The organism is Lysinibacillus sphaericus (genome assembly GCF_015844675.1).
GTDB lineage: Bacteria > Bacillota > Bacilli > Bacillales_A > Planococcaceae > Lysinibacillus > Lysinibacillus sphaericus_E.
The window spans coordinates 1-24,361 of sequence record NZ_LDGC01000025.1 but is presented as its reverse complement, the minus strand read 5'-3'; the positions used below and the strand labels follow the sequence as shown (position 1 = coordinate 24,361).

Genomic DNA, 24,361 nt, shown 5'->3' with positions numbered 1-24,361 from the left:
GTCAATCATATATTACGCGTACAAACAAAGATTTTTTCTAACATAACAATTAAACAACCCTGTTTCATACTGTACCACTAATTAATATTTTCTGTATTATAACAACATATTAAAGGTACTCAATTATTACGTCCTCCTACATGATTACCAATAGTAGAATGCCCAGTTTCAGACAATCTAATAGCTATTGAAAAATTTTTTAAGTATATTCAAATAAGGTTTTTTTCATGTGATTGTTTTAAGACGTGATGTATACTTATAAGTAAGACACTCTACAAAGTCGAAAGGAAGATTCATATATGATTTTAATGGATGATATTATTCGCGAAGGTCATCCGACTTTACGCACAAAAGCCGAGGAGGTAAAATTCCCTTTAACTGATGAAGTAAAACAACTCGCAGAAAACATGCTTCAATATTTAATAAACAGCCAAGATCCCGAAATGGCAGATAAATATAACCTACGTAGCGGCATTGGATTAGCTGCCAATCAAGTAAATAGCCTCCATCGAATGTTTGCCCTTCATTTAACAGATGAGAATGGCGAACAATTAAGTTTTGTAGCAATCAACCCAAAAATCGTTAGTCACTCAGTAGAAAACACGTACCTTGCAACAGGCGAGGGCTGCCTTTCAGTAGATCGCAATGTTCCAGGCTATGTACCACGTCATGCTCGTGTTACAGTTAAATTTAAAACCGTTGACGGTGAGGAGAAAAAATTGCGCCTAAAAGGAATGCCTGCTATAGCCTTCCAACACGAATTAGACCACCTTAACGGCGTTATGTTTTACGACCGCATCAATGAAAAAAATCCATTTGCAGAAATTCCAAATTCTACACCATATGAGCGCGATTAGGCGCACAAAAAGAAAGCAAACCCCTGCAGTTATTTTAAATTGCGGGGTTTACTTTTTTCTTGCCTCGTTATGAAATTCATCTGACACTTTAACTTCGGGATCAGTCTAACATTCACCTGAGGCTTTAAGCCATTACGATTCCTCGTTCTAAACGCTCATTAATTTTTCCCAATAATGCAGGGAGCTCTTTCATCGTTCGAATCGTATAATGTGCACCTGTTTCTTTAAATATTCTTGCTGTTTTTTCAATGGCAAATTGCTGCTCTTCTTCAGATAAAGCCATATACTCTTCTTCAGATAACCCCATTTCAGAGCTTCCAATAATAACACCAACAGCCCATACACCTGCATTTAGAGCCTCTTGAATATCTGAAGTTGTATCACCAATCTTCACCACTTGCTTCGTCGCCTTAATACCTAATGCCTCCATATTTTTAAAAATCATATATGGGTAAGGGCGTCCTTTATCTCCTAATTGAGTAGGCGTTACTAAAAAATCAGGTTCATATCCTTTAGCAGCTGCATGTGGAGTCACTACCTCCATCATCGAGTCTGTATATCCCGTCGTGGAACCGATACGAATACCCTCTTCTTTTAATTGTTGTATCGTTTCTGTCACATACTGAATCGGATCCGTGTAAGTCGCTAAAGATTCCATTAACTTTGATTCAAATTGCATATATAAAGCGTGGACATCCTCTTCCGTAAAATTTCGTCCATACTTTTCGTTCCATGCTTCACAAATTCTTGGCATTTCAAGCATTGTACGAATATGATCTATTTTTAACATGCCCATCGGTTTACGTGCTTCCTCTAGCGTAACCTTGATGCCCACATCTTCAAAAACTGTAAGAAAAACATTCACAGGAGCAAAGCAACCAAAATCAACAGTTGTACCTGCCCAATCTAAAATAATCGCTTTAATCTTCATTTTTTTATCACCACCATATAATTTTCGATTACCTTACACAATGTCTTCATATCATCTTCATGAATATCTCCAATATTGCCAATTCGGAATGTATCCACATCTGTTAGTTTCCCCGGATAAATGACAAATCCTGCTTTTTTCATCGCATTATAGAAATGATCGAAGGAGAATCCTTCATAAGGAAATAAAAATGTCGTAATAATAGGTGATTGTAACCCCTCTGAAATATAAGCGTTAAAACCAAGTGCTTGCAATTGAGTACGAAGTATACGATTATTATTCGCATATCGTTCGTAACGAGCACGTATTCCACCTTCTTCCACAAGCTCCTCTAATGCCTTCGCAAAAGCTGCTACTACATGTGTCGGAGATGTAAAACGCCATTTTCCATCTAGTTTCATCACTTCCCACTGATTATATAAATCTAATGCAACACTTCTAGCTTGCCCTTTACACTTTTCTAATTCCTCAATCTTTGCGATAACAAACCCAAATCCAGGTACTCCTTGGATACATTTATTAGCACTACTAATTAAATAATCAATCCCTAATGCTTTTAAATCCATTGGTACGCCACCGAAGCTACTCATCGCATCAACGATAAACGTTTTATCCAACTCTTTAACAACGCCTCCTATTTCATGAATAGGATTTAAAATGCCCGTTGTCGTCTCACAATGTACAACAGCAACATGTGTTATTGTTGAATCACTTTCCAACAGCGCTTTCACTTCGAGTGGTGACGGCTGTTCATTATAAGGAACACTATAGACCGCGTGCTGTAGTTTAAGCACTTTTGCCATTTCAACAATACGTTCACCATAAGCACCATTTGTGATAATAAGTACTTTATCTTTCTCTCCAACAGCAGTTGTTAACACAGATTCTACAACAAAACTACCACTCCCCTGCATAAGAACAGTTGTATAGTCTGTTTCTGTCACTTGTGCTAACTCTATAAGCTGTTTACGTATTGTTTGTGTGACACTTTTATAATCATCATCCCATGTGCAACGATCTTTTAACATCTCTTGTTTTACTGCTGCAGTTGTCGTTAAAGGTCCTGGCGTTAACAATTTATAGTTGTTCATAAAAATAATATCTCCTTATTTTTGCGCTTCTTTAAAGAAAGCTTGATGTTTTTCCAATAGGTCTACCGTTAATGTCGTATCCCATTTCTTTAAATGTTTAGGCACATACTCTTCATTTACTTGCTCACCTTCATAAAGAGCTACAGGATATTGCTTCAATAAATCAGGGCGGGCCTCCGTTGCGATTACTTTGGCTATTTCACGCGCTAACGCTTCATCCCCCTCTTTATCTACTACAGCCACTGATTCTGTTAATGTAAAGTTACCTTCTATTGGATCGATATAATCAATCGGTAGCCCTTCTTTTTTAGCATCAATAGCTTGAATACGTAGACCAAACCCTACAGCTACCTCGCCCGTTTTTACTTTTTTAATAGGCCCAGAGCCCGAGCTTTCGATATGCGGTCCAGCATTTTTGATTAAATCAGCTACTACTTCTTTACCCTCTTTTTCTCCATACTCATTAATAATGGCCTGCACTAACAACCAACCTGTTGACGAGTCTAGAATATTAGGAAATGACAATAAATCTTTATAGGCAGGGTTTGTTAAATCCTTTATAGATGTTGGAACTGGCAAATCTTGTTGTTTTAATAAATCCGTATTAATAAAAATCGAGCCGATATTCCCCAAAATCGGTAATGCAAATGTAGAACTATCATCTAAAGGCTTTAAATCAGAAGGTAGATCTACAAACATGGATTTGGATTTTTGCGCACTTTCTATAAAATAAGAAGCAGTTGTTACGACATCCGCCTCAATGTCTTTCCCCTCCGCCATTATTTTCCCGCCCAGTTCAGACGTTCCGAATGATTGGATTAAATATTTACCTTTATACCCCTTGTTATCTAATGTTGCTTCCATAACGTCAATTGCTTCATCATCCGCATTTGAATAAATAATAACTTGATCGTTTGAACCCGCTTCCGCTCCTCCACATGCAGCCAAAACAATTGCTGAGCTAACTGTACCTAACATCATTATTGTTGATTTTTTCATCTTTATGCTCCTTTGTTTTTTCTTTAGGTGTTGCTATATAGTCACAACCTAATTTCACAATGAGGTTTGTACATAAAATAAAAATCGATAGAACAAAAATGTCTGTATACTTTGCGAAATGTTGAAGTTCTTTTATACGTGTCGATACTAGCATCGTTTTCGTGCTAACAAGGAAAATTACCCCGCTAACAGTCACCATAGCGTTTAAAAAATAATAGCTAAACATTTGATAAATCGTAGGTCTAATATTCGGTAAAATAACGCGAATAACCGTTTTCAACCATGAATCTTTTAATAGCTCTGCTGTCACTTCCCATGTCGGATCCATTTTTTGCAATGAATTTTTCGCCATTAAATATGGTGTTGTAAAGAAGTGAACGACATTACACGCAATAATGATGAGGAATGTTCCTTTTAAGGAACTCCCATTAAAGAAAAACAAGTAAGAAAGACCAAGTACCATGCCTGGCACAGTATTCGTAACCATTGAAACAAAATCTATGCTTTTCTTTCCTCTAAGCGGTGTTCGTACATTTAACAGAGCGGACACAAACGCTACAGCCACACCTAAAACAGCTGTCAAAACAGCCACTATTAGCGAGTTCATATAGACTTGCTTCAAGCCCTGTTCAGCTAGTACGTTTTTCACATGCTCAAATGTAAAGCTGAAATCATATGGATAACCTTTCGTAAAAGGTACTATAAATATTGTTGAAAACATGATTAATACTGCGCCTACACAAGCAATCGAGAAAACAGTAAACATTAAATCACGGAAACGATGGACAACGAGGTCACTTTTAGAAACTTGCTTATAGTGAAAATTAAACCGTTCCAAAATCGTTAACATAACAACTCCAAGCACCGCAGGCACTAACATTAAAATCGAAATCACCGCACCTCTCTCGAAATGCACAATGGAGCCAAGCATTGCTTGATATAGCTCAGTAGCAATAACTTTGTAGCTACCACCAACTGACGCAGGTATCCCGAAATCTGTAAAACTTAACACAAACGATAGTATGAATGCCCCACCAACCGTCCCTAGCATCGGACGAAATACTGTATGATAGAATCTTCGGTATGGACGATCATGCATCAGCATGGAAACTAGTAGAAACCTTTTATCAATATATTGCATAGAATTTTGCATTAATATAAAGGCAACAGGCAATGTATACAGCACATAACCAATTAATAAACCGTTAAATCCATAGACCGTAAACAAGGGCTGGCCAAGTATCTTCGTAATAATCCCTTGATTGCCAAAGGTATAAATCAGTACAAAGCCATATGTTATAGTTGGTAATAGCATTGGTAATGTAATACCCACTTGGACAAGCTTTTTCGTAAAACGGTTCATCGTTGTAAAATGAACAGCATAGGCCAATAAAAAAGCTAAAAGCGTCGTGATCAAAGCTGCTATTAAAGAGACTTGAAAACTATTGAAAAACGCATCTCGAATCTCCACATTTTGCAATGTTTCGACATAGTTTTGAATAGTGATGGCCTTCCCCTTTTTTAAAGACTGCCAAAACATATACAGTAACGGAACAATTAAAAAGAATACAAAAAAGAAAATAATCGGAAGAAAAATCAATTTCATTATTTTATTTGTTTTAAGCATACGATTCTCCAAATAGCTGATAAATGTTATGACGTTTTATATGAAGCTGTCTTAATATAAAATCTTCAACAAATTGGTTTTCTGGTGTATTTACTATTTCTTGCGGCGTTCCAAATTGCGAAACAGTTCCCTCATTAATAATTAGCACTTTATCCGATAGTGTGAGAGCTTCCTCTGGATCGTGCGTGACAATGATAGTCGTTAAATTAAATTGGCGAGCAATGGATTGAATACGTTCCTTAATCGATTCCTTTATCACGCCATCAAGCGCACTTAACGGTTCATCCAACAATAAAATCTTAGGCTGCATCACAAGTGTTCTAGCTATAGAGACACGTTGTTTTTGCCCACCTGATAACTCATGAATCTTTTTATGTAAATGTGGGGTCAGTTCTAAAAAGTCTATATATTCCTGAACCTCTTTTTTTGACATTCCTTCTTTTTTATTTTTCAAACCATAGACGATGTTGTCATAAGCATTTAAATGCGGAAACAACGCAAAGTCCTGAAAAACAATATTAAAGCCTCGATCTTGCATAGATTGTTTCGAGATATCTTGTCCGTTGTAAAAAAGCTGTCCATTCGTTTGTTGAGTAAGACCTAGAATAATATTGAGTAAAGTTGTTTTCCCACAACCACTCGGTCCAAGTAACGAAACTATTTCACCCGATTGAATGTTTAAATTTATATTCATTAAAACTTTTTTATTTTTATAGTTTTTCGAGATATTTTTTAGTTCTAACAAATTGGTCACCTCTCTTTAGTTCTTAACCTCAGTATAGGGATAATTTGTAAAGGGAATTGTAGATTTGTGTAAATATTGAGTAAATATAGACCAATTGTTGACAAAGTTACGATCATTTTGATTATCATTTAGTAGAGGTGATGTGCAATGTTTACAATAGAAAGGCAACAGCATATTTTGCAATTTGTCCGAAAACATAAGGTAGTAAAATTAGTAACACTTACAAAAGAGTTTAATGTATCAATGGAAACAATACGTCGTGATATTCATCAGCTTGTGCAAGATAAGAAAATGGAGAAGTTTTATGGCGGTGTTAAATATATTGAACCTGCTGAAGGATTGATGGATAACCGATTTCATGAACAGCTACCAGAAAAGATCGCGATCGCAAAAGCTTGCGCTTCTTTAGTACAAGATGGGGAGTGTATTTTTTTAGATAGTGGAACGACCACATATCAAATGACACCTTTTTTATTAGAAAAAGAAAAGTTAACCGTTATTACAAACTCACTTCCCGTAGCCTTTGATTTAATTGGCTCCACTATCGAAGTGATCATTATCGGCGGTAAAGTTCGTCATTCTGAAAAATCTGTAACGTCTAATGATTTCCTTTTCCGCTTCGATCATCTAAATATTAATAAAGCTTTTATTTGTGCTAGTGGGGTGTCGATTGAAAAAGGAATTTCAGATTTCAATTTAGAAGAGGCTATCACCCGGAAACAAATTATTAACATTTCCCAAACTGTGTATGTAGCAGCTGACTCTTCAAAATTTGACAAAGATGTCGCTATTCAAGTTTGTCCAGCAGATGCGGTAAATATGATTATTACAGATTATGGACTCTCTAAGGAAACAATCAATCATTTCACGGATAAAGGTGTACAGTTAAAAATAGTAAGCGCAAACATAAATACCGAATGAATTTCACGAAACACAAAAGCAACTAGTTGTAGTTAATACCTTCAACTAGTTGCTTCTCTTTAATTGCTTTAGATGATATTTAATTGGCGCATGATTTTAGCAAGGCCATCCTTATCTACATGCTCTGCAACGTGGGTAGCAACAGCCTTTACTCTCTCATGCCCATTCCCCATCGCCACACCTGTCCCAACAGCCTGTAGCATTTCTATATCATTCATACCATCTCCAAAAGCAATGGCATCATTTAGTGTCAGCCCCATTTTCTCAAGAACCTTTTCAATACCAGCAGCCTTCGAGCCTCCCTTTGGTAAAATATCACAAGAGTAGCGATGCCAGCGTACAAACTGCACGTTAGGAAATGCTTCACGATATAAATGTTCATCTTTTTCTTCCATAAAAATAAGTGTTTGATATACATCGTTCTGCATATAATAAGTTGAGTCTAAATTTGGATACTGGTATTTTAAAGTATTTAAGCTTTCTGCCACCATATCGTTATTTTCAACAGATGCGATCATTTGCTTGTCATCTAAAAATACTACAGGTTCGTTCCGTGCTTCACCAAAGGCAATGATTTTGGCTAGCTCGTCTTTCTCAACACCATTTGTATAGACAACCTCACCACGATAAACAACATATTGCCCATTAAATGTCACATACGTATTAATATCCAACTCTTCTAGTAAAGTTTGAATCATAAAAGGCGCCCGGCCAGTCGCAATCGCTAGCTCATAGCCATTTCGACGAGCCTCAAAAAGCGCTTCTTTCGCAGAAGCAGGTAATATTTTCTCACTATTATAAAGCGTACCATCTACATCAAAAAATAATATTTTCTTCATCTTATAGTCCCCTTCATTATGTATTATTCTGCAAAGGCCAACAACTTTACAGAGGTATGATTTTTCATTATAATGATCCTAAGGAGTGATGTGCCATGCTGAAGAAACTCAAACGTAAATTGTTGAAGCAACTTCGCGGCGTACTCGGAAAAAAATCAATTGCCTAACATTTGCCCTTCATTATTTGGAGGGCTTTTCTTTATTTTAGAGTAACTGCGTGATAATATAAAGGAAATGCATTTATTTGGCTATGTGCAACCACTGTCTCATTGCTTTATTCAATTGCAACTTGTTGTAATTACGTCTGGATTAAAGCACTGAGATACAAGAACTTCAAACGCCTAATTTCGCCATTAGCATACTAGAAATTCGTTGTTTTTCTTGTAGTACGTGCGTGGTATTAGTCAAAGCTGCAAAAAATTGTACGCAATAAAAGGAGAGCAAACTATGATTTACAAAGTTTATTATCAAGAAAAAGCAAATGAAATTCCAGTTCGCGAAAATACTAAAAGTCTATACCTTGAAGCTGCTTCAGACCGCGAAGTACGTGAAAAGCTAAAAGACCGAAACTACAACATCGAGTTCATTCAATTGCTTGAAGGTAACTATTTAGCTTACGAACAAGCAAGTCCGAACTTCGTCTTGGAAGAAATTTAACAAACATGAAGTTTGTTAAAAATGACCAAGCAGCTGTTTTCGCGCTCGGCGGACTGGGCGAAATCGGCAAAAACACTTACGGCGTTCAATTTCAAGATGAAATCATTTTAATTGATGCCGGCATTAAATTCCCAGAAGACGACTTACTCGGTATTGACTATGTTATTCCGGACTATACGTATTTAGTACGCAACGTCGACAAGATCAAAGGATTATTCATTACCCATGGACATGAAGACCATATTGGTGGTATTCCCTACTTATTACGTCAAGTAAATGTCCCTGTCTACGGTGGTAAGCTTGCACTTGGCTTATTACGCAATAAGTTAGATGAGCATGGCTTGCTACGTACAACAAAGCTAATCGAAATTAAAGAAGAAGATGTTATTAAGTTCAGAAAAACATCTGTCAGCTTCTTTAGAACAACACATAGTATTCCAGATGCTTACGGGGTTGTTGTAAAAACACCACCCGGTAACATCGTGCATACAGGTGACTTTAAATTTGACTTTACACCTGTAGGCGAGCCAGCCAACTTAACAAAAATGGCTGAAATCGGACGTGACGGAGTACTATGCTTACTTTCAGATAGTACAAACGCAGAAAAGCCGAACTTCACAATGTCAGAGCGTACAGTTGGAAAAAGTATCGATGAAATTTTCCGTAAGGTTGATAGTCGTATCATTTTCGCAACTTTTGCATCCAACATTCACCGTTTACAACAAGCAACAGATGCTGCTATAAAATACGGAAGAAAAATTGCTGTCTTCGGACGTTCGATGGATAATGCCATTACAATCGGTCGTGAACTAGGCTATATTAATGCACCAAAGGATACATTTATTGATGCCCAAAGCATTAATCGTCTTCCTGCCAATGAAGTAATGATATTATGTACAGGCTCTCAAGGTGAACCGATGGCGGCCCTTTCTCGTATTGCAAATGGTACACATCGTCAAATTCAAATTCAGCCTGGTGACACAGTTATCTTCTCTTCTTCGCCAGTACCAGGAAACACAGTAAGTGTAAACAAAATTATCAACTTACTTTTCCGTGCAGGTGCAGAAGTAATTCATGGTGCACTCAATAATATCCATACGTCTGGTCACGGTTCTCAGGAAGAACAAAAACTAATGCTACGCTTAATGAAACCTAAATTCTTTATGCCGATTCACGGTGAATTCCGTATGTTGAAAATGCATACTCATCTAGCAGAAGATTGTGATGTTCCACTTGAAAATACATTCGTTATGGAGAATGGTGACGTGCTAGCATTAAGTGCCAACGAAGCACATGTAGCAGGTCGTATCCCTTCAGGAGACGTTTATATTGATGGCAATGGTATTGGAGATATCGGCAATATCGTCTTACGTGATCGACGCATTCTTTCAGAAGAAGGTTTAGTAATCGTTGTTGTAAGTGTGGATATGGAAAATCAAAAAATCGTTTCTGGCCCAGACATTATTTCACGAGGCTTTGTTTACATGCGCGAGTCAGGTACGATGATTAATGAAGCACAAAAAATGCTAAATCGTCACCTGAACGAAACAATTCAAGGCAAAACTCCTCAATGGACTGAGCTAAAAAATGAAATTACAGACGTATTAGGACCATATTTATTTGAAAAAACAAAACGTCGACCTATGATTTTACCAATTATTATGGAGGTTTAACCTCATTACAAAAAACTACGCAAATTTGCGTAGTTTTTTTAATTCCATTTTTATGAAACCTCTTCGTTATTTGTTTCGTATATAGTAATAACAACTCAATTTTACTCCCTAGACTATTACATAAACACCACTAACACTTCAATTTTTCGTACGACCATTCTTTAATGTCAATAAAATAGGATTGTTCACCCTTGAGAGTGAGCAATCCTGTTCCATGCCTAAATATTAAAGTATTTAGCTATTGCATAAGCAACCCATCTATGGTCTGGATGCAAGCGTATATTTTCAATCAAACCTTTTAAAATCGGTTTACTATAGGTTGTATTTTCGACTTGAACTTTTAATAACTCAAAAGACTCGCGTTCTATAGACTCTTCTAAGCCATCTAGATGTTGTTCAATTAATTCTAGTAAAGATTCCTGTGAAACTTTTTCATTACAAGGTTCCGCTGTTAATTGAATAAGCTCTTCGGTTATAAACGGAATCGTCGTATGCTTTGCAATTATTTCCGTCTTTTCAGCTAGAGATCTAGCCAATTGATCTAAATCGAGTGGTATATCGGAAAAAATAAAAAGTTCTGAATAACTTTTCATAAACCCTTTAATACAATACATGACATCATATTTAGTCTCGTGGAGTTCATCTTGATATAACTGCTCCAGCATATAGATAATCGACTTAGACATTTCGACATCATAGGCAATAATCTTCTGAAACAACTCTTTTTTTGAAAGAAGTACTTTCTCATTAAAAAACACACGGGCAGGTGCAGCATGGTTTTTAAATGCTTGAAAAATACTTTTATAAAACTCGACTAATTTGATATCTTTACTAAGCGAACTTCTGACTACTTGGTCAACATCTGTAACAAACCGTTGTAGATGGTTCTCTACCATGGAAATTATAAGCTCGTCTTTTGTTTTGAAAGATAAATAAAATGCACCTTTCGAAATTCCACATCGCTCTGTAATTTGCTGTACAGATGTAGCTTCAAAGCCTTGTTCTGAGAATAGTTCCAACGCTTTTTCCATAATAAGTTGCTTTTTTAACATACTTTTAATTCTCTCCTAATGTAATTCATTGACAAATGACCAATTAGTCATTAGTATAAATAAATGTATTAAGTTAGTCAATAAAGGGTAGGTGTAAAGGTGAAAGGTTTAGTTAATTTCGTATTGAAAAACAAGTTGGCAGTGTGGTTATTAACAATTATCATCACTGTCTCTGGTATTTATTCAGGTACAAAAATGAAAATGGAATCCATGCCTGATATTTCTATACCATATTTAATTGTAATGGGTGTTTATCCTGGTGCAACACCTGAACAAGTTATGAACGAGCTTTCTATTCCAATTGAAAAATCAATAGAACGCTTAGAAGGCATAAAGGCTTTTTCCTCAGATTCCTCTTCAAACGTAGCTCAAGTTTCAGTTGAATACGACTACGGAATTGATATGGATGAGAAAAAACGCGAATTAGAGTCCGCTTTAGAAACGGTCAAATTACCTGAAGGAGCTCAAAAGCCGATAGTAACAGCAATTAGCATGAATATGATGCCCGTTGTCGCTTTATCAGTTAGTAGCTCTAAGGAAGATATTGTTGAATTAACATCAACAGTAGAAGACATTCTACTTCCTAAAATCGAAAAAATTGAAGGCGTTGCTTCAGCAACAATCAATGGTCAGCACATTAATGAAGTATCATTTAAATATGATCAAGCGAAAATGGCTGCTCTCGGCTTAACAGAGGATTCTGTCAAGCAAATGATTCAAGCAAGTGATATGTCACTATCACTTGGTTTATATCAATTCACTACTGGCGAACAGGCAGTATCAGTAGATAGTAAAGTACAATCTATCGATCAGTTAAAAGAATTATTGATTCCAGTCACACCTTCAGCTACAAATCCTTCTCCATTCGTTCGCTTAGGCGATATCGCAACGATTGAAGTCCAAGGTAAAGTACAATCTGTATCACGTACAAATGGCAAAGATGCGATTGCGATTCAAATCGTTAAAGCTCAAGATGCAAATACGGTAAAAGTCGTAAATGCAGTGAAAGATTTAATGAAAGACGAAGAAAAATCATTAGACGGCTTAAAAGTGGATATTTCACTCGACCAAGGTAAACCGATTGAAGATTCAATCTACACAATGATTGAAAAAGCTGTATTCGGCGGTGCCATTGCTGTATTAATTATTTTACTATTTTTACGTGATTTCAAATCAACAATTATTTCGATTATTTCTATTCCAGTTTCAGTGTTCATGGCATTACTACTATTAAACTGGATGGATATCACATTAAACATTATGACTCTCGGTGCGATTACCGTGGCGATTGGTCGTGTAATCGATGACTCTATTGTAGTTGTTGAAAACATTTATCGACGACTCCATTTAAAAGATGAAAAATTATCAGGTCGTGCTCTTATTCGTGAAGCGACAATTGAAATGTTCAAACCAATCCTTTCTTCTACATTAGTAACTGTGGCAGTATTCGCCCCACTAATGTTTGTAGGCGGTATGGTTGGTGAATTATTCATCCCGTTTGCGTTAACAATGTCATTTGCGCTAGGTGCTTCATTAATAGTAGCGGTTACAATCGTTCCAGCTTTATCTCACTTCCTATTCCGCAAAAAAATCTACGGTGAGAAAAAAGAAAGTCAACATAAAGAAGTTGGTAAACTAGCTCTTTGGTATAAAGGTGTACTAACAAAAGCATTAAATCATAAAATCATTACATCAGTTTTAGCAATCGTACTGCTTGTCGGTTCTCTTGCTTTAACACCACTTATCGGCTTCAGCTTCATGGGCTCTCAAGAAGAAAAGGTTATGTACTTAACTTACACTCCTGCTACAGGCGAGCTAATGAAAGATACAGAAGCAAACGTTGCAAAAGTAGAAAAAGAATTAATGAAACGCAAAGACGTAGATATTTTGCAAGTTTCTATCAATGACCCTAAACAAATTGATCCTTCGGCAATGATGATGGGTGGCGGCGCTGGTGGTGCCTTAATGTACCTCATCTTCGATCCAGATATGGAGAACTTCCCTGAAGCACGTGAAGAAGTAGCAGACTATATAACGAACATCGGTCAATCCGGAGAATGGAAATCTCAAAACTTCTCATCAACGTCGGGATCTTCAAATGAAGTAAGTTACACATTATATAGTGAAAATCTAGATAAGCTTCGTAAAGCCGTGAAACAAGTGGAAGGTGCATTAAAAGAAGTTGATGGATTAGAAGAAATCAAGTCTGATAATGAAGATCCATTTGTTGAAAATACCTTAAAAGTAGATCAAAAGAATGTTCTACAATACGGTTTAACTACTGCTCAAATTGTAATGGCTTTAAATAAAAATACAGCACCAGAAGTTTTAACTAAAGTTCAACATAATGGTGAAGATATTGATGTTATTGTACAACATGAAACTACCCAATCTCTTGATGATGTATTGGCAACTAAAATCCAAACAGCTTTAGGCACAACAATGACTATCGGTGAGTTAGTAAAAGTAGAAGAAGGTACTACATTAAACTCATTATCTCGCTCAAAAGGTGAATATTTCGCAACAGTTTCTGGTACGATTATCGGTGACGATATTTCAAAAGCAACTACAGCTGCTGATAAAGAAATCGATAAATTAGATTTACCTAAAGGTGTAACGACTGGCGTTGCAGGTGTTGCTGCAGATATGCAAGAAACATTCACACAGTTGGGAATCGCAATGTTAGCTGCGATCGCGATTGTTTACTTCATCCTAGTAGTAACATTCGGTGAAGGTTTAGCACCATTCGCTATTCTGTTCTCACTACCATTCGCAGTAATTGGTGCATTTGTCGGCCTGTACGTCACAAATCAAACTATTTCTGTTTCTGTTATGATGGGACTATTAATGCTAATAGGTATCGTTGTAACAAACGCCATCGTATTAGTAGACCGTATTATTCATATGGAACGTGACGGACTTGCTATGCGTGAGGCCATTATAGAGGCCGGTGCAACTCGTTTACGTCCAATCCTAATGACTGCCATCGCAACAATCGGTGCGATGATTCCAATGGCACTTGGTAATGGTGGTAGTGGTCTAATTTCAAAAGACCTGGCGATTACCGTAATTGGTGGTTTACTATCTTCAACATTATTAACATTAGTAGTTGTACCAATCGTGTATGAAATGCTATCTAAAATGTTAAAGAAAAACCGAAAAGACACTGAAGATAATTAATAAATACATGTAAAAATGGGCTCTCCTTTAAAGGGGGCCCTTTTTTCTATATTTTGAAGAAACACTATCGCTTTTATACAAACTACATTATGTTGATTGGAGTGGAGGCTGGGCGACTCCTCGGGGATCAGCGTCACAGATGAGACCCTGCAGCGCAGCGAAGCGGCTCATCGGACGCCCCCAGGAAAGCGCCCAGCCGTAACGGAAATCAACCCCACGTTATGCTAAAGAGCTATAAAAATTAAAAATAATCAACATGACATACGTTTTAACAAAATGTCATTCCCTATCTATCTCTAATAAAAAGCTCAACAAGAATTTACAAATCTTGTTATAATTAAATACACTAACATGCTTTTAAGGGGGAGTTTCGTGAGCGATAATATTTTTATACAAGCACCACCTGCTTTAAAAACTGCAAGATTAACATTAAGACCGATTTCATTAAATGATTTAGAGGCAATGTTTAATTATACGTCCAGCGAAAACGTTGCACGCTATGTTACATGGGATCCTCATAAGAGTTTAGACGAAACAAAAGTGTTTGTTGAATTAGTTTTAAATGGGTATAAACAAGGTAATCATCTATTATGGGGCATTGAATACGAGCAGAAATTAATCGGCACTATCGACTTTGTTTCTGTTAATGACCAACATAAATGTGCGGAGATTGGCTACGTTATTTCTGAAGATTATTGGAATAAAGGGATTACGACCGAAGCAGTAAAAAAATTAATAGACTACGGATTTAACGAATTAAAAATGATTCGAATACAAGCCCGCTGTTTTGAGGACAATATCGGTTCCCAAAAAGTAATGGAAAAATCGGGTATGCTTTTCGAAGGTATATTACGAAAAAGTATGTTTGTTAAAGGACTTCACCAAAATATTAAAATGTATGCTATTACGGATGATAATTATTTTTAAAAGAAGAGCCTTACTGAATCCAGTAGGGCTTTCTTAAAGTTACAATATTTTTGACATGTAATATTCATCCATATATTCCCCATCAACATATAAAGAATGTCTTTTAGTCCCCTCAATTTCAAACCCCATTTTTTTATATAAAGCTATGCCTGCCGTGTTATTTGCCATTACTGTTAGTTCCAGGCGATGCATACCCTTTTCTTTTGCCCAATCTTCGAGTTGACTAAATAATGCAGTTCCAATTTTCTGCCCTCTATATTCACTATGGATGCCTACGACTATATAGGCTCGATGTGAAACACTAGTTGGCATATGATTACCTTGAACGATTAAATAACCAACAACCGTCTTTTCAATTTCTGCTATAAATAAAGCTGAATGGCTGTTATTGCTCATATTCTCGATAAATTTAGTAAACTGTTCAGTCTCTAATTTTCGTTCGCCTGGCCTAAATAACATAAAATTAGACTCTTCCGCATTTTTTATGACAGCTATTACCTGTTCAGCATCTTTACCTATTGCCTCTCTTACTAACATCTTGATCGTACTCCCTTCTTTATCTATTAGAATTTAGTGACATATATCGTCAAATCTTTCGTATTCATTTGAATTTCACCACCGATAGGAAACGTAAAGATCGGCTGTGTATGTCCAAAATCCACATCATAGATAACTGGAATTCTTTTCAAATTCGGATGCTTATCTAAAATAAAATGCAGCTGCTCCGCTGTCATATTAGAAGCTCTTTGAAAACGCCCTATCGCTATACCTTTAATATTGCTAGTAGCTTGCAATAATGAGGTGAAATCGCGGGCAAATATTTCTGGATTAACTATTTCATCATCCTCTAAAAATAAAATACTATTCGATAGCTCAGGCATATACGCTGTCCCTTGGAGTAAATTTAACGTACATAAATTCCCACCATATAATTGTCCACTTGCTTCTCCGTCAGAATACACCTTCCAGCTAGCTGCTTCAAAATGACGATTACGCTGATCTAAATACCATGCATCATCACTCCAAACTCTGGATGCATTAATCGTATATGGTTTATTTTCTATTAAACATTTTTGAAAATAGGATAGCTGATAGTCTTGTGCCTTTTCCATTTTAAAGCTAGAAAAATGGGGGCCCGAATACGTAACAAATCCACATTTTTTTGTAATAGCTGTCGCTAAAGCTGTGATATCACTGAAGCCACAAAGGATTTTTGGGTTATTTGCTATCATGTCATAATCCAAATAGGGTAATACTTCATTACAGTTAAAACCACCAATAACTGTTAATATAGCCTTTACATTTTCATCACGAAAAGCATCATGAATGTCTGAAACTCGATGCTCAATTGACGATGAATGTTGTAGATCACATTCAAAAATATGTCGGCCAAAAGATACACGAAAGCCTAAATCTTCAAGCATTTTCTTTGTTTGTTCAGCACTTTCTGCTGTGATGATTGCCGCACTACGACTAGGTGCGATAACACGTATCTCATCACCTACTATTAATTTATTCGGAATACGCAAACTGCTCCCTCCTCTAATAAGTTTCAAATTTTTATTATTAATTATAGTGCAATTACTTTAAGCAGTTTATGGCTTTGAAAAAGTTTGAATAAATTAATGGAAGATTTCCTTTCTAATCCACTCAGCTACCTCACTAGGATTGGTAAGGGACAAAAAATGATAGCTATTAGCAATAAATCTCAACATGTGCATTTGGTTGTCTTTCTTGAAATCCATTTAACTTCTTATGTAACAAACTATCTGGATGGTCATCAGCCAACAGTAATTCATAACGCTTTTCGTTCTTTCGAAAAATTCAGGTAATTATAAAACCAAATTTTCTTTATTATTACAAAGCGTTAATGGAAAATCAATGTCTAATAACTAAAATATGGATGATAATTGTTAAAACGCCTTCCGACTAGGCAACACTTTGAGGATCAGCAATAGAGGAACGAAGGTTAAAAGCATAACGTCTTGTGATAGCGTCTTCACAGGATGAGAAGTTCTTAGCCTAAGTTCCTCTATTTCTGCAGGTGTTTGGACACTCGCTGATAGACGTTAAATATAATACCGATGGATAGGGCGTCCAACACTTCCATATTGTATATCTACTTTTAATAAATTTTGTTTTTCTAAAAAGTCTAAGTAACGTCGAGCCGTTACGCGCGCCGTTCCAATATATGTAGACACTTCCTCCGCTGAGACCGCTTCGTTACTTTCTTGAATATAGGCAAGCACTTTTCCTAATGTCGCCCGGTTAAAACCCTTTGGTAGTTCTTCTATTACAATTGTCTCAGTGATTGGTGGAATAGCTACTTGTTCAGGGATACGTTGCTGCATTAGATGATCCACATCATGCTGTGTTAGATCTTCCATACCGCTTATTTTCTTTTTATATGTTTGATAATTCTTTAAAGTTTGTTCAATTCGTTCAAACGTAAAAGGTTTCATAATATAATCATAGACGCCTAAATGTAAAATTCGCTGCACAGTAGGCATATCATTCGCAGCAGTTACAGCAATAACATCAATGGGAAGATGTTCTTCTCGAATTTTCCCTAGCGTAATGATGCCATCCTGCTCGGGCATAAAAATATCCATAAAGACTAGGTCGGGATTTAATTGTTTAATCCTCTCAATCCCTTCTATCCCATTACTAGCGTAGCCTATTAACGAGAACCCTTTGATTTGCTCTATAAATTGCCTATTCACTTCTCGTACCATCGGATCGTCCTCAATTAATAACACGTTTATTACATCCATCTACTCTTCTCCCAACTCCAATAAGATTAAGAAACTTGTCCCTTTCATAAATTCACTCACTACTTCAATTTCACCATTACCTTTTCTTACAATTTCATGTATTAGATGCAAGCCAATACCACGATTCTCGTTTGCCTTTGTAGAAAATCCATTTTCAAACATACGAGCTTGCACCTCTTCAGACATTCCAATTCCATTATCAGAAACAGCAATTGCTAAAACACCGTCATGCTCATCTACAGAAATCGCAACATATTTATCATCTTTTGAAAGTACATTTAGCGCTTCAAAGGCATTTTCAATTAAATTACCTAATAAGACAACAAAATCATGGTGATCCAATAATGGTGGAAAGCGTTTAAAATGACTTTTTCGATCGATTTCTACTTGTATGCCTAATTCCTTGCCATAGCTAACTTTACTTAGCAATAATCCTGAAATATTTTCATTATGAAAGCGTTCATTTAAAAACTTCGTTAAAGAGGCTTCATTTTCGGTAGTAGCTGTCACGTATTCAAGCGCTTGCTTTGTATGTCCCAATTGCAGAAGTCCTGCAATCGTATGAAGCTTATTTTTATGCTCATGTGTTTGTACACGGAGTGCTTGAACAAAAGCTTTAACCCCCGTCACCTCTTCTGCAAGCTTTTTCACCGCAGTTAAATCTTTAAACATAGCAACTGCTCCGACTAACTCACCATTTACAATAATCGGGACACGATTACTCAAAATACTATGATGATTAATATAGAGCTCTTGATTGTATACAGGATTTGCTGTTTCAACAATTTCAGGCAATCGTGTATCAGGCAAAACATCATAAATATTTTCCCCAATACAATCCTCTATCTTTCTAGTAACACCTAATATATCAGCTGCTTTTTCATTAAAAATTGTAATATTCATTTCTTTATCGACCGCTATAATGCCTTCATGCATAGCATTGAATGTTTCTGTTCGTTCCACATACATCTTCGCAATCTCATGAGGTTCAAGCCCAAACATTTGCTTTTTAATATGTCGGCCAAGTGTATAAGCCCCCCAAATACTAAAAACAAGCGATATTAGAATCGTAATAAATATTTCATGCTCATAATTTTGCAGCATTTCTATAAAAGTGGGCAGTGAATACCCTACAATAACAATGCCTACTTGTTCTTTTTTCTCATCAATGATTGGGACAAACGCTCGAATCATTACACCGGCTTCCCCTTGCGCCTTCGATACATAATAATGCTCACTAAAGGCAGCGTTTAAATCCTGTGATTCACTGCGCTTCCCTATTTCTTTACTGACTGGGTGCGATAGTTTAATACGATCCTTATTCATCACAACAATATACTCTGCTTTATTAACAACACGAATTCCATCTACAACTTTATTAACATTTTTCGCCGCTTCTTTCATATTGTCATCTTTCAAATGTGTACTGATTTCTGGCACATTTGATACAGTCCGTGCAACGAGCATAGCACGCTGACCAAACTCCTTTTCTTGCTCCGTTAAAAGGTTACCGAGTACAAAAATGCCACCAAGTAAAAAGGAGAAAGCAATGATTAAAAATGTTACTAACAATATTTTGCCGTTTACAGGCATTTTCATCATTTGAACTCCTCCCCTTTTCAAATCTGCATTGGGCACTATAAAAGTCATGAGTCAATCTCACTTCTTCAAATGATATGCTTTTAAGATTATCTTCAAAAAAATCTTTTGACAACACTTTAGTTGACATAAATGGGAGAAAGTCATGAACTTAATGAACAATATTACGAAAAATTGGTATAAAACAAAATTTTCTATCACTAATTATTATTGTATTATAACAAAGTAAAATTAACCACACAGTATCATAACAGATTGAGCCATTGAAAACACTACGTTTCATTGAAAATATGGATGAATGTACTTAATGAACGATATGTTTCTTATTTTCTAAATCTCTTTTTTTCTAAAGGATTCGTTATGATAATTCTAGTGAAAACGATATCAAAGAGAAAATTCAGAAAAGAGGTAGCATAAAATGAAATTACTGAAAAATTTGACTGTTCAGGTTATAGCTGCGATCATTTTGGGGGTTATTGTTGGAGCCATCTTCCCTGAGTTTGGTGCAAGCCTTAAAATCCTAGCAGACTTATTCATTAAGTTAATTAAAATGTTAATCGCTCCTATTATCTTCTTAACAGTTGTAATCGGAATCGGTAGTATGGGAGATATGAAAAAGGTTGGAAAAATCGGAGGAAAGGCGCTACTGTATTTCGAAATTGTCTCTACCATTGCCTTAGCAATCGGGATTGCTGTTGCACTAATCGTAAGCCCAGGTACTGGATTAGATACATCAGGTGCTTCAGAAGCTGATATCTCAAAATTTACAACTGCTGCTGCAGAAAGTGAGCAAGGTTTAGGTGCTTTCATCTCTAGCATCATTCCTGAAAACGTTGTAGGTGCACTTGCAGCAGGGCAATTACTTCCTGTGTTATTCTCTGCAATATTATTCGGTTTAGCTGCTGCTTCTATTGGTGCACCTGCAAAACCGGTCATTACATTTTTTGAACAAGTGGCAGAAATTTTCTTCAAAATCGTAAGTATGGTGATGAAAATTTCTCCAATCGGTGCCTTTGGTGCAATGGCCTATACGATTGGTAATTTTGGTTTGAAATCTTTAAGCAACTTAGGTCTATTAATGGCTGCCGTCTATATTACTATGTTCTTATTCGTAGTCTTTGTTTTAGGCTCGATTGCAAAATTCTTCGGCTTTAATATATTTAAATTTATCGCTTATATTAAAGATGAAATTTTCTTAGTAATTGGTACTTCATCATCTGAATCTGCCTTACCATCTATGATGCGTAAATTGGAGAACTTTGGTTGCTCTAAGCAAGTTGTTGGATTAGTAGTACCGACCGGTTATTCCTTCAATCTTGATGGAACTTCCATCTACCTTTCGATGGCTGCATTATTTATTGCACAAGCATACGGAATGGACTTAACGTGGATTCAAATCATTACACTACTTGGTATTTTAATGATTACATCTAAAGGCGCTGCCGGTGTAACAGGTTCTGGTTTTATTACATTAGCAGCGACACTTGCTGCTTTCCCAATGATTCCAGTCGAAGGGATCGCGCTACTAATTGGTGTTGACCGATTCATGTCTGAAGCACGCGCCGTAACAAATTTAATTGGTAACGGTGTAGCATGTGTAGTCGTATCGAAATCTGAAAAAGAGTTTGATGTAGAGATGCAAGAACGTGCACTTCAAGGAAAAACTACTATTGTGTCTTAAGAACAAATGCGCTAAAGCGCTGGAGAGCCCGAAGCAAAAGTAAACGCTCCACCACTTTTGCCCGAGGGATCGAAGCGACCTCGAGGATGTAGCGCTTTAGCCTAGACGCCGACTATGTTCTAGGTTAACCATAGTTAGTTTATAGTTTCTAAAAAAGGGTAGTGACGACAGCGTGTTGCTGTTTCACTACCCCTTTTATTTAACATATTGTTCAAACAAGCGTTGCGTATTTGTTGATTGCTCAAGTGCCTTTTTCTCATTTACCCAATAGATCAAATATTGCTGATCTCCAACATTAAAAACCATCTGCTGTAATTCCTCATTTAGCTCAGAGCTAATCGCGACCTTTAAAATATCCACCTCATATAAAGGCTCTCCTTTTATTTCGTAGACAATATGATAGAGAGGTTTTTCTTCAAATATAGCTCGTTCTTTTTTGCTTAATTTCTTAACATGGCTTAGAGGATAGTTTTCAATATAGGCTGTTGCATCTTGACCTGTTGCTTTAAATACAGATTGCTCTCCTTTAAATAGCTCGATTGCATCAATTTCTGCTGCATGATCTAAAATGTGAGAAATAGCCTCTTTTTCATTTTTTTCGCGAGACTGCAATGTAAAAGCACCAATCAAAATAATTGCAGCAAATATAACTAGTTTCAATCTTCGTTTATTCATGTTCATTACCCATTCAATGCTTTTTTCACAAAGCGGTTAATATCTACATCAGCCCCAATGACAAGCATAATATCTCCTAGCAAAATTTTATCACTCGCCTGTGGAGATACGATAATATCTGCACCACGCTTAAGACCTACAATATTAATCCCGTACTTTGCACGAATATCTAAGTCCATAATAGAATAGCCTGCAATCGCATCATTGGCCTTAAGCTCCATAATGGAATGTTCATCCGAAAGCTCTAGATAATCAAGCACTGTATTAGACAGCATATTATTAGCAATACGGATCCCCATATCACGCTCAGGATGCACGACAAAATCTGCACCAATTTTACGCAGAACTTTTTCATGATAATCATTCTGAGCCTTTACAGTAATCTGCTGAACACCGATTTCTTTTAAAATAATAGTCGTCAAAATACTAGCCTGAATATCTTCACCAATTGCTACAATCACATGCTCAAAATTACGAATACCTAATGAATTTAATACCGATTCATCCGTCGAATCTGCGATAACAGCCTGTGTGGCAATGGAAGCGAATTCGTCCACCCGCTCTGAGGAATGATCGATCGCCATAACTTGTGCCCCTTGACTCATTAGTTCGCGGACAATACTTCCTCCAAAACGTCCAAGTCCAATGACAGCAAACTCTTTTTTCATCATTATAAATCCCTCCGAAAACTACTATACCCTTATTGTAACGCATTCTCTGCTATATGTATCGCCAAAACAAGAGACGATTCGTCAATAAAAGACGATCCTTGTACATGACCGTTCTGTTTAGTTGCTTTTTTGTTCTGTTGCCGTTAGGAAGTAATCGGGTTTGCCTCAAATCTGATCGGGTTGCCTGAGGAAGTGATCGGGGTTCCCTCAAATCTGCTCGGGTTGCCCGTGGAAGTGATCGGGGTTGCCTCAAATCTGCTCGGGTTGCCCGCGGAAGTGATCGGGGTTGCCTCAAATCTGCTCGGGTTGCCCGCGGAAGTGATCGGGGTTCCCTCAAATCTGCTCGGGTTGCCCGTGGAAGTGATCGGGGTTCCCTCAAATCTGCTCGGGTTGCCCGTGGAAGTGATCAGGTTTGCACCAAAACTGCTCGGGTTGCCCGTGGAAGTGATCAGGTTAGTCTCAAATCTGATCGGGTTGCCCGTGGAAGTGATCAGGTTTGCACCAAAACTGCTCGGGTTGCCCGAAGAAGTGATCAGGTTAGTCTCAAATCTGATCGGGTTGCCCGAAGAAGTGATCAGGTTAGTCTCAAATCTGCTCGGGTTGCCCATGGAAGTGATCGGGGTTGCCTCAAATCTACTCGGGGTGCCCGTGGAAGTGATCAGGTTTGCACCAAAGCTGCTCGGGTTGCCCGTGGAAGTGATCAGGTTTGCACCAAAACTGCTCGGGTTGCCCGTGGAAGTGATCGGGTTTGCACCAAAACTGCTCGGGTTGGATAATGAACGTTCCCCCGTATTTTTTACATAATCAGAACCACCAGTCTAACTGGTGGTTTGCTCTACGCGTGAAACGCTGGGGTACTGACCCACGTCTAAAGACATACTGAAAGGTCCGCCAACCGCACTCCGTTTTCACGCTACCACTAAAGTGGTTTTATTATCTTCGCTTTTTTGCTTTTATTTCTTCTCCTGTAAATGGATCAATGAATTCTTTCATGGTCATTTGATCCTCAAGAATATCCTCTTGTAATTGATTTTTTATATATTCCTGAATGATTTTTCTGTTTCTTCCTACTGTATCTACATAATATCCACGACACCAAAACTTCCTGTTTCCATATTTGTATTTCAGGTTCGCATGTCGATCAAATATCATTAAACTACTTTTCCCTTTCAAATAACCCACAAACGATGAAACACTTAATTTTGGTGGAATACTTACCAACATATGAATATGATCAGGACATGCTGTTGCTTCAATAATTTCTACGCCTTTTCTTTCACATAACTGGCGAAGAATTCTACCTACATCTACTTTGATTTGCCCATAAATTATCTGCCTTCTATATTTTGGCGCAAAGACGATGTGATACTTACAATTCCATGTTGTGTGTGCTAAACTTTTATTATCCATTTGGATCCCCTTTCGTACGAAGTCGGTTGACCAGACCTGAATTCATTGTACG

Annotated in this window: 22 protein-coding genes; 8 read left to right on the top strand and 14 right to left on the bottom strand. The window is 37.0% G+C overall.

All coding sequences use genetic code 11. From position 1 onward, the window contains the following. Positions 1 to 299 precede the first annotated feature (299 nt). The gene (def, locus tag ABE34_RS08265; RefSeq protein ID WP_197141681.1) at positions 300 to 857 is read left to right on the top strand and encodes a peptide deformylase; all 558 of its coding nucleotides are present in this window, start codon (positions 300 to 302) and stop codon (positions 855 to 857) included. Between the two features lie 124 nt (positions 858 to 981). On the opposite strand, the gene phnX is transcribed toward def, so the two are convergent. The 5 genes from phnX to ABE34_RS08240 are packed head-to-tail and all read right to left on the bottom strand — an operon-like array spanning position 982 to position 6,250. Then, entirely contained in the window at positions 982 to 1,788 is an 807-nt protein-coding gene (phnX, locus tag ABE34_RS08260) for a phosphonoacetaldehyde hydrolase (RefSeq protein WP_197141679.1), read from the bottom strand. Next, complete coding sequence (gene phnW / locus ABE34_RS08255; protein WP_197141677.1) at positions 1,785 to 2,879, bottom strand: 2-aminoethylphosphonate--pyruvate transaminase; 1,095 nt, start codon at positions 2,877 to 2,879, stop codon at positions 1,785 to 1,787. Before phnW ends, phnX begins: the two co-directional genes overlap by 4 nt. A 15-nt stretch (positions 2,880 to 2,894) precedes the next feature. Beyond that, positions 2,895 to 3,878, bottom strand: coding sequence for an extracellular solute-binding protein (locus tag ABE34_RS08250; RefSeq protein ID WP_197141676.1), 984 nt, complete (start codon positions 3,876 to 3,878; stop codon positions 2,895 to 2,897). After that, positions 3,841 to 5,505 (bottom strand): ABC transporter permease subunit, encoded by a 1,665-nt coding sequence (locus ABE34_RS08245; protein ID WP_197141674.1) that lies wholly within the window; start codon positions 5,503 to 5,505, stop codon positions 3,841 to 3,843. Before ABE34_RS08245 ends, ABE34_RS08250 begins: the two co-directional genes overlap by 38 nt. Then, complete coding sequence (locus ABE34_RS08240) at positions 5,498 to 6,250, bottom strand: ABC transporter ATP-binding protein (RefSeq protein ID WP_197141672.1); 753 nt, start codon at positions 6,248 to 6,250, stop codon at positions 5,498 to 5,500. The genes ABE34_RS08245 and ABE34_RS08240 overlap by 8 nt, the downstream gene beginning before the upstream one ends. Before the next feature lie 147 nt (positions 6,251 to 6,397). Here ABE34_RS08240 and ABE34_RS08235 point away from each other — a divergent pair, with 147 nt between their 5' ends. After that, on the top strand, positions 6,398 to 7,171 hold the full coding sequence (locus ABE34_RS08235) for a DeoR/GlpR family DNA-binding transcription regulator (protein WP_197141669.1): 774 nt from the start codon (positions 6,398 to 6,400) through the stop codon (positions 7,169 to 7,171). Positions 7,172 to 7,239: 68 nt separating this feature from the next. Here ABE34_RS08235 and ABE34_RS08230 read toward each other — a convergent pair whose 3' ends face one another. After that, positions 7,240 to 8,010: a Cof-type HAD-IIB family hydrolase gene (locus tag ABE34_RS08230; protein ID WP_197141667.1), complete on the bottom strand. Its 771-nt coding sequence runs from the start codon at positions 8,008 to 8,010 to the stop codon at positions 7,240 to 7,242. A gap of 447 nt (positions 8,011 to 8,457) precedes the next feature. Here ABE34_RS08230 and ABE34_RS08225 point away from each other — a divergent pair, with 447 nt between their 5' ends. Together ABE34_RS08225 and rnjA are read left to right on the top strand one after the other, a co-directional pair. Next, positions 8,458 to 8,667, top strand: a complete 210-nt coding sequence (locus tag ABE34_RS08225; RefSeq protein WP_079559694.1) for a DNA-dependent RNA polymerase subunit epsilon — start codon at positions 8,458 to 8,460, stop codon at positions 8,665 to 8,667. Positions 8,668 to 8,672: 5 nt separating this feature from the next. Next, a complete protein-coding gene (gene rnjA, locus ABE34_RS08220) occupies positions 8,673 to 10,340 on the top strand; it encodes a ribonuclease J1 (RefSeq protein ID WP_197141665.1) in 1,668 nt (555 codons plus the stop codon). A gap of 218 nt (positions 10,341 to 10,558) precedes the next feature. Here rnjA and ABE34_RS08215 read toward each other — a convergent pair whose 3' ends face one another. Beyond that, positions 10,559 to 11,392: a TetR/AcrR family transcriptional regulator gene (locus tag ABE34_RS08215; protein ID WP_197141663.1), complete on the bottom strand. Its 834-nt coding sequence runs from the start codon at positions 11,390 to 11,392 to the stop codon at positions 10,559 to 10,561. 99 nt (positions 11,393 to 11,491) lie between these two features. Between ABE34_RS08215 and ABE34_RS08210 the strand changes: the two genes are divergently transcribed. Continuing rightward, complete coding sequence (locus ABE34_RS08210; protein ID WP_197141661.1) at positions 11,492 to 14,572, top strand: efflux RND transporter permease subunit; 3,081 nt, start codon at positions 11,492 to 11,494, stop codon at positions 14,570 to 14,572. Between the two features lie 372 nt (positions 14,573 to 14,944). Further along, positions 14,945 to 15,499, top strand: coding sequence for a GNAT family N-acetyltransferase (locus ABE34_RS08205; protein WP_346655543.1), 555 nt, complete (start codon positions 14,945 to 14,947; stop codon positions 15,497 to 15,499). 39 nt (positions 15,500 to 15,538) lie between these two features. Here the strand turns inward: ABE34_RS08205 and ABE34_RS08200 are convergent, their stop codons facing one another. From ABE34_RS08200 to ABE34_RS08185, 4 genes are all read right to left on the bottom strand, one after another. After that, positions 15,539 to 16,036 carry a GNAT family N-acetyltransferase gene (locus ABE34_RS08200; protein ID WP_197141657.1) on the bottom strand — a complete coding sequence of 166 codons (498 nt, stop codon included), beginning with the start codon at positions 16,034 to 16,036 and terminating at the stop codon, positions 15,539 to 15,541. Between the two features lie 26 nt (positions 16,037 to 16,062). Beyond that, the gene (locus ABE34_RS08195; RefSeq protein WP_197141656.1) at positions 16,063 to 17,028 is read right to left on the bottom strand and encodes a S66 family peptidase; all 966 of its coding nucleotides are present in this window, start codon (positions 17,026 to 17,028) and stop codon (positions 16,063 to 16,065) included. Positions 17,029 to 17,568: 540 nt separating this feature from the next. Further along, positions 17,569 to 18,273, bottom strand: a complete 705-nt coding sequence (locus tag ABE34_RS08190; protein ID WP_197141654.1) for a response regulator — start codon at positions 18,271 to 18,273, stop codon at positions 17,569 to 17,571. Then, a complete protein-coding gene (locus ABE34_RS08185) occupies positions 18,274 to 19,875 on the bottom strand; it encodes an ATP-binding protein (protein WP_197141652.1) in 1,602 nt (533 codons plus the stop codon). 415 nt (positions 19,876 to 20,290) lie between these two features. Between ABE34_RS08185 and ABE34_RS08180 the strand changes: the two genes are divergently transcribed. Continuing rightward, positions 20,291 to 21,553 (top strand): dicarboxylate/amino acid:cation symporter, encoded by a 1,263-nt coding sequence (locus ABE34_RS08180; RefSeq protein ID WP_197141650.1) that lies wholly within the window; start codon positions 20,291 to 20,293, stop codon positions 21,551 to 21,553. A gap of 195 nt (positions 21,554 to 21,748) precedes the next feature. Here ABE34_RS08180 and ABE34_RS08175 read toward each other — a convergent pair whose 3' ends face one another. Both ABE34_RS08175 and ABE34_RS08170 read right to left on the bottom strand, forming a co-directional pair. Beyond that, the gene (locus tag ABE34_RS08175) at positions 21,749 to 22,228 is read right to left on the bottom strand and encodes a hypothetical protein (protein WP_197141648.1); all 480 of its coding nucleotides are present in this window, start codon (positions 22,226 to 22,228) and stop codon (positions 21,749 to 21,751) included. 5 nt (positions 22,229 to 22,233) lie between these two features. Continuing rightward, positions 22,234 to 22,896 carry a potassium channel family protein gene (locus ABE34_RS08170; RefSeq protein ID WP_079559812.1) on the bottom strand — a complete coding sequence of 221 codons (663 nt, stop codon included), beginning with the start codon at positions 22,894 to 22,896 and terminating at the stop codon, positions 22,234 to 22,236. A gap of 183 nt (positions 22,897 to 23,079) precedes the next feature. Between ABE34_RS08170 and ABE34_RS08165 the strand changes: the two genes are divergently transcribed. Next, complete coding sequence (locus tag ABE34_RS08165) at positions 23,080 to 23,703, top strand: hypothetical protein (protein ID WP_197141646.1); 624 nt, start codon at positions 23,080 to 23,082, stop codon at positions 23,701 to 23,703. 129 nt (positions 23,704 to 23,832) lie between these two features. Here the strand turns inward: ABE34_RS08165 and tnpA are convergent, their stop codons facing one another. Beyond that, a complete protein-coding gene (gene tnpA / locus ABE34_RS08160) occupies positions 23,833 to 24,309 on the bottom strand; it encodes an IS200/IS605 family transposase (protein WP_197141399.1) in 477 nt (158 codons plus the stop codon). Positions 24,310 to 24,361: the final 52 nt, after the last annotated feature.

Excerpts from the sequence above, each read along its gene's own strand:
- ABE34_RS08245 (WP_197141674.1), bottom strand. The coding sequence starts at position 5,505 with ATGCTTAAAACAAATAAAATAATGAAATTGATTTTTCTTCCGATTATT.
- def (WP_197141681.1), top strand. The coding sequence starts at position 300 with ATGATTTTAATGGATGATATTATTCGCGAAGGTCATCCGACTTTACGC.
- phnX (WP_197141679.1), bottom strand. The coding sequence starts at position 1,788 with ATGAAGATTAAAGCGATTATTTTAGATTGGGCAGGTACAACTGTTGAT.
- ABE34_RS08200 (WP_197141657.1), bottom strand. The coding sequence starts at position 16,036 with ATGTTAGTAAGAGAGGCAATAGGTAAAGATGCTGAACAGGTAATAGCT.
- ABE34_RS08250 (WP_197141676.1), bottom strand. The coding sequence starts at position 3,878 with ATGAAAAAATCAACAATAATGATGTTAGGTACAGTTAGCTCAGCAATT.
- ABE34_RS08230 (WP_197141667.1), bottom strand. The coding sequence starts at position 8,010 with ATGAAGAAAATATTATTTTTTGATGTAGATGGTACGCTTTATAATAGT.
- ABE34_RS08235 (WP_197141669.1), top strand. The coding sequence starts at position 6,398 with ATGTTTACAATAGAAAGGCAACAGCATATTTTGCAATTTGTCCGAAAA.
- ABE34_RS08185 (WP_197141652.1), bottom strand. The coding sequence starts at position 19,875 with ATGATGAAAATGCCTGTAAACGGCAAAATATTGTTAGTAACATTTTTA.
- ABE34_RS08215 (WP_197141663.1), bottom strand. The coding sequence starts at position 11,392 with ATGTTAAAAAAGCAACTTATTATGGAAAAAGCGTTGGAACTATTCTCA.
- phnW (WP_197141677.1), bottom strand. The coding sequence starts at position 2,879 with ATGAACAACTATAAATTGTTAACGCCAGGACCTTTAACGACAACTGCA.
- ABE34_RS08180 (WP_197141650.1), top strand. The coding sequence starts at position 20,291 with ATGAAATTACTGAAAAATTTGACTGTTCAGGTTATAGCTGCGATCATT.
- ABE34_RS08175 (WP_197141648.1), bottom strand. The coding sequence starts at position 22,228 with ATGAATAAACGAAGATTGAAACTAGTTATATTTGCTGCAATTATTTTG.
- ABE34_RS08225 (WP_079559694.1), top strand. The coding sequence starts at position 8,458 with ATGATTTACAAAGTTTATTATCAAGAAAAAGCAAATGAAATTCCAGTT.
- rnjA (WP_197141665.1), top strand. The coding sequence starts at position 8,673 with ATGAAGTTTGTTAAAAATGACCAAGCAGCTGTTTTCGCGCTCGGCGGA.
- tnpA (WP_197141399.1), bottom strand. The coding sequence starts at position 24,309 with ATGGATAATAAAAGTTTAGCACACACAACATGGAATTGTAAGTATCAC.
- ABE34_RS08170 (WP_079559812.1), bottom strand. The coding sequence starts at position 22,896 with ATGAAAAAAGAGTTTGCTGTCATTGGACTTGGACGTTTTGGAGGAAGT.
- ABE34_RS08190 (WP_197141654.1), bottom strand. The coding sequence starts at position 18,273 with ATGGATGTAATAAACGTGTTATTAATTGAGGACGATCCGATGGTACGA.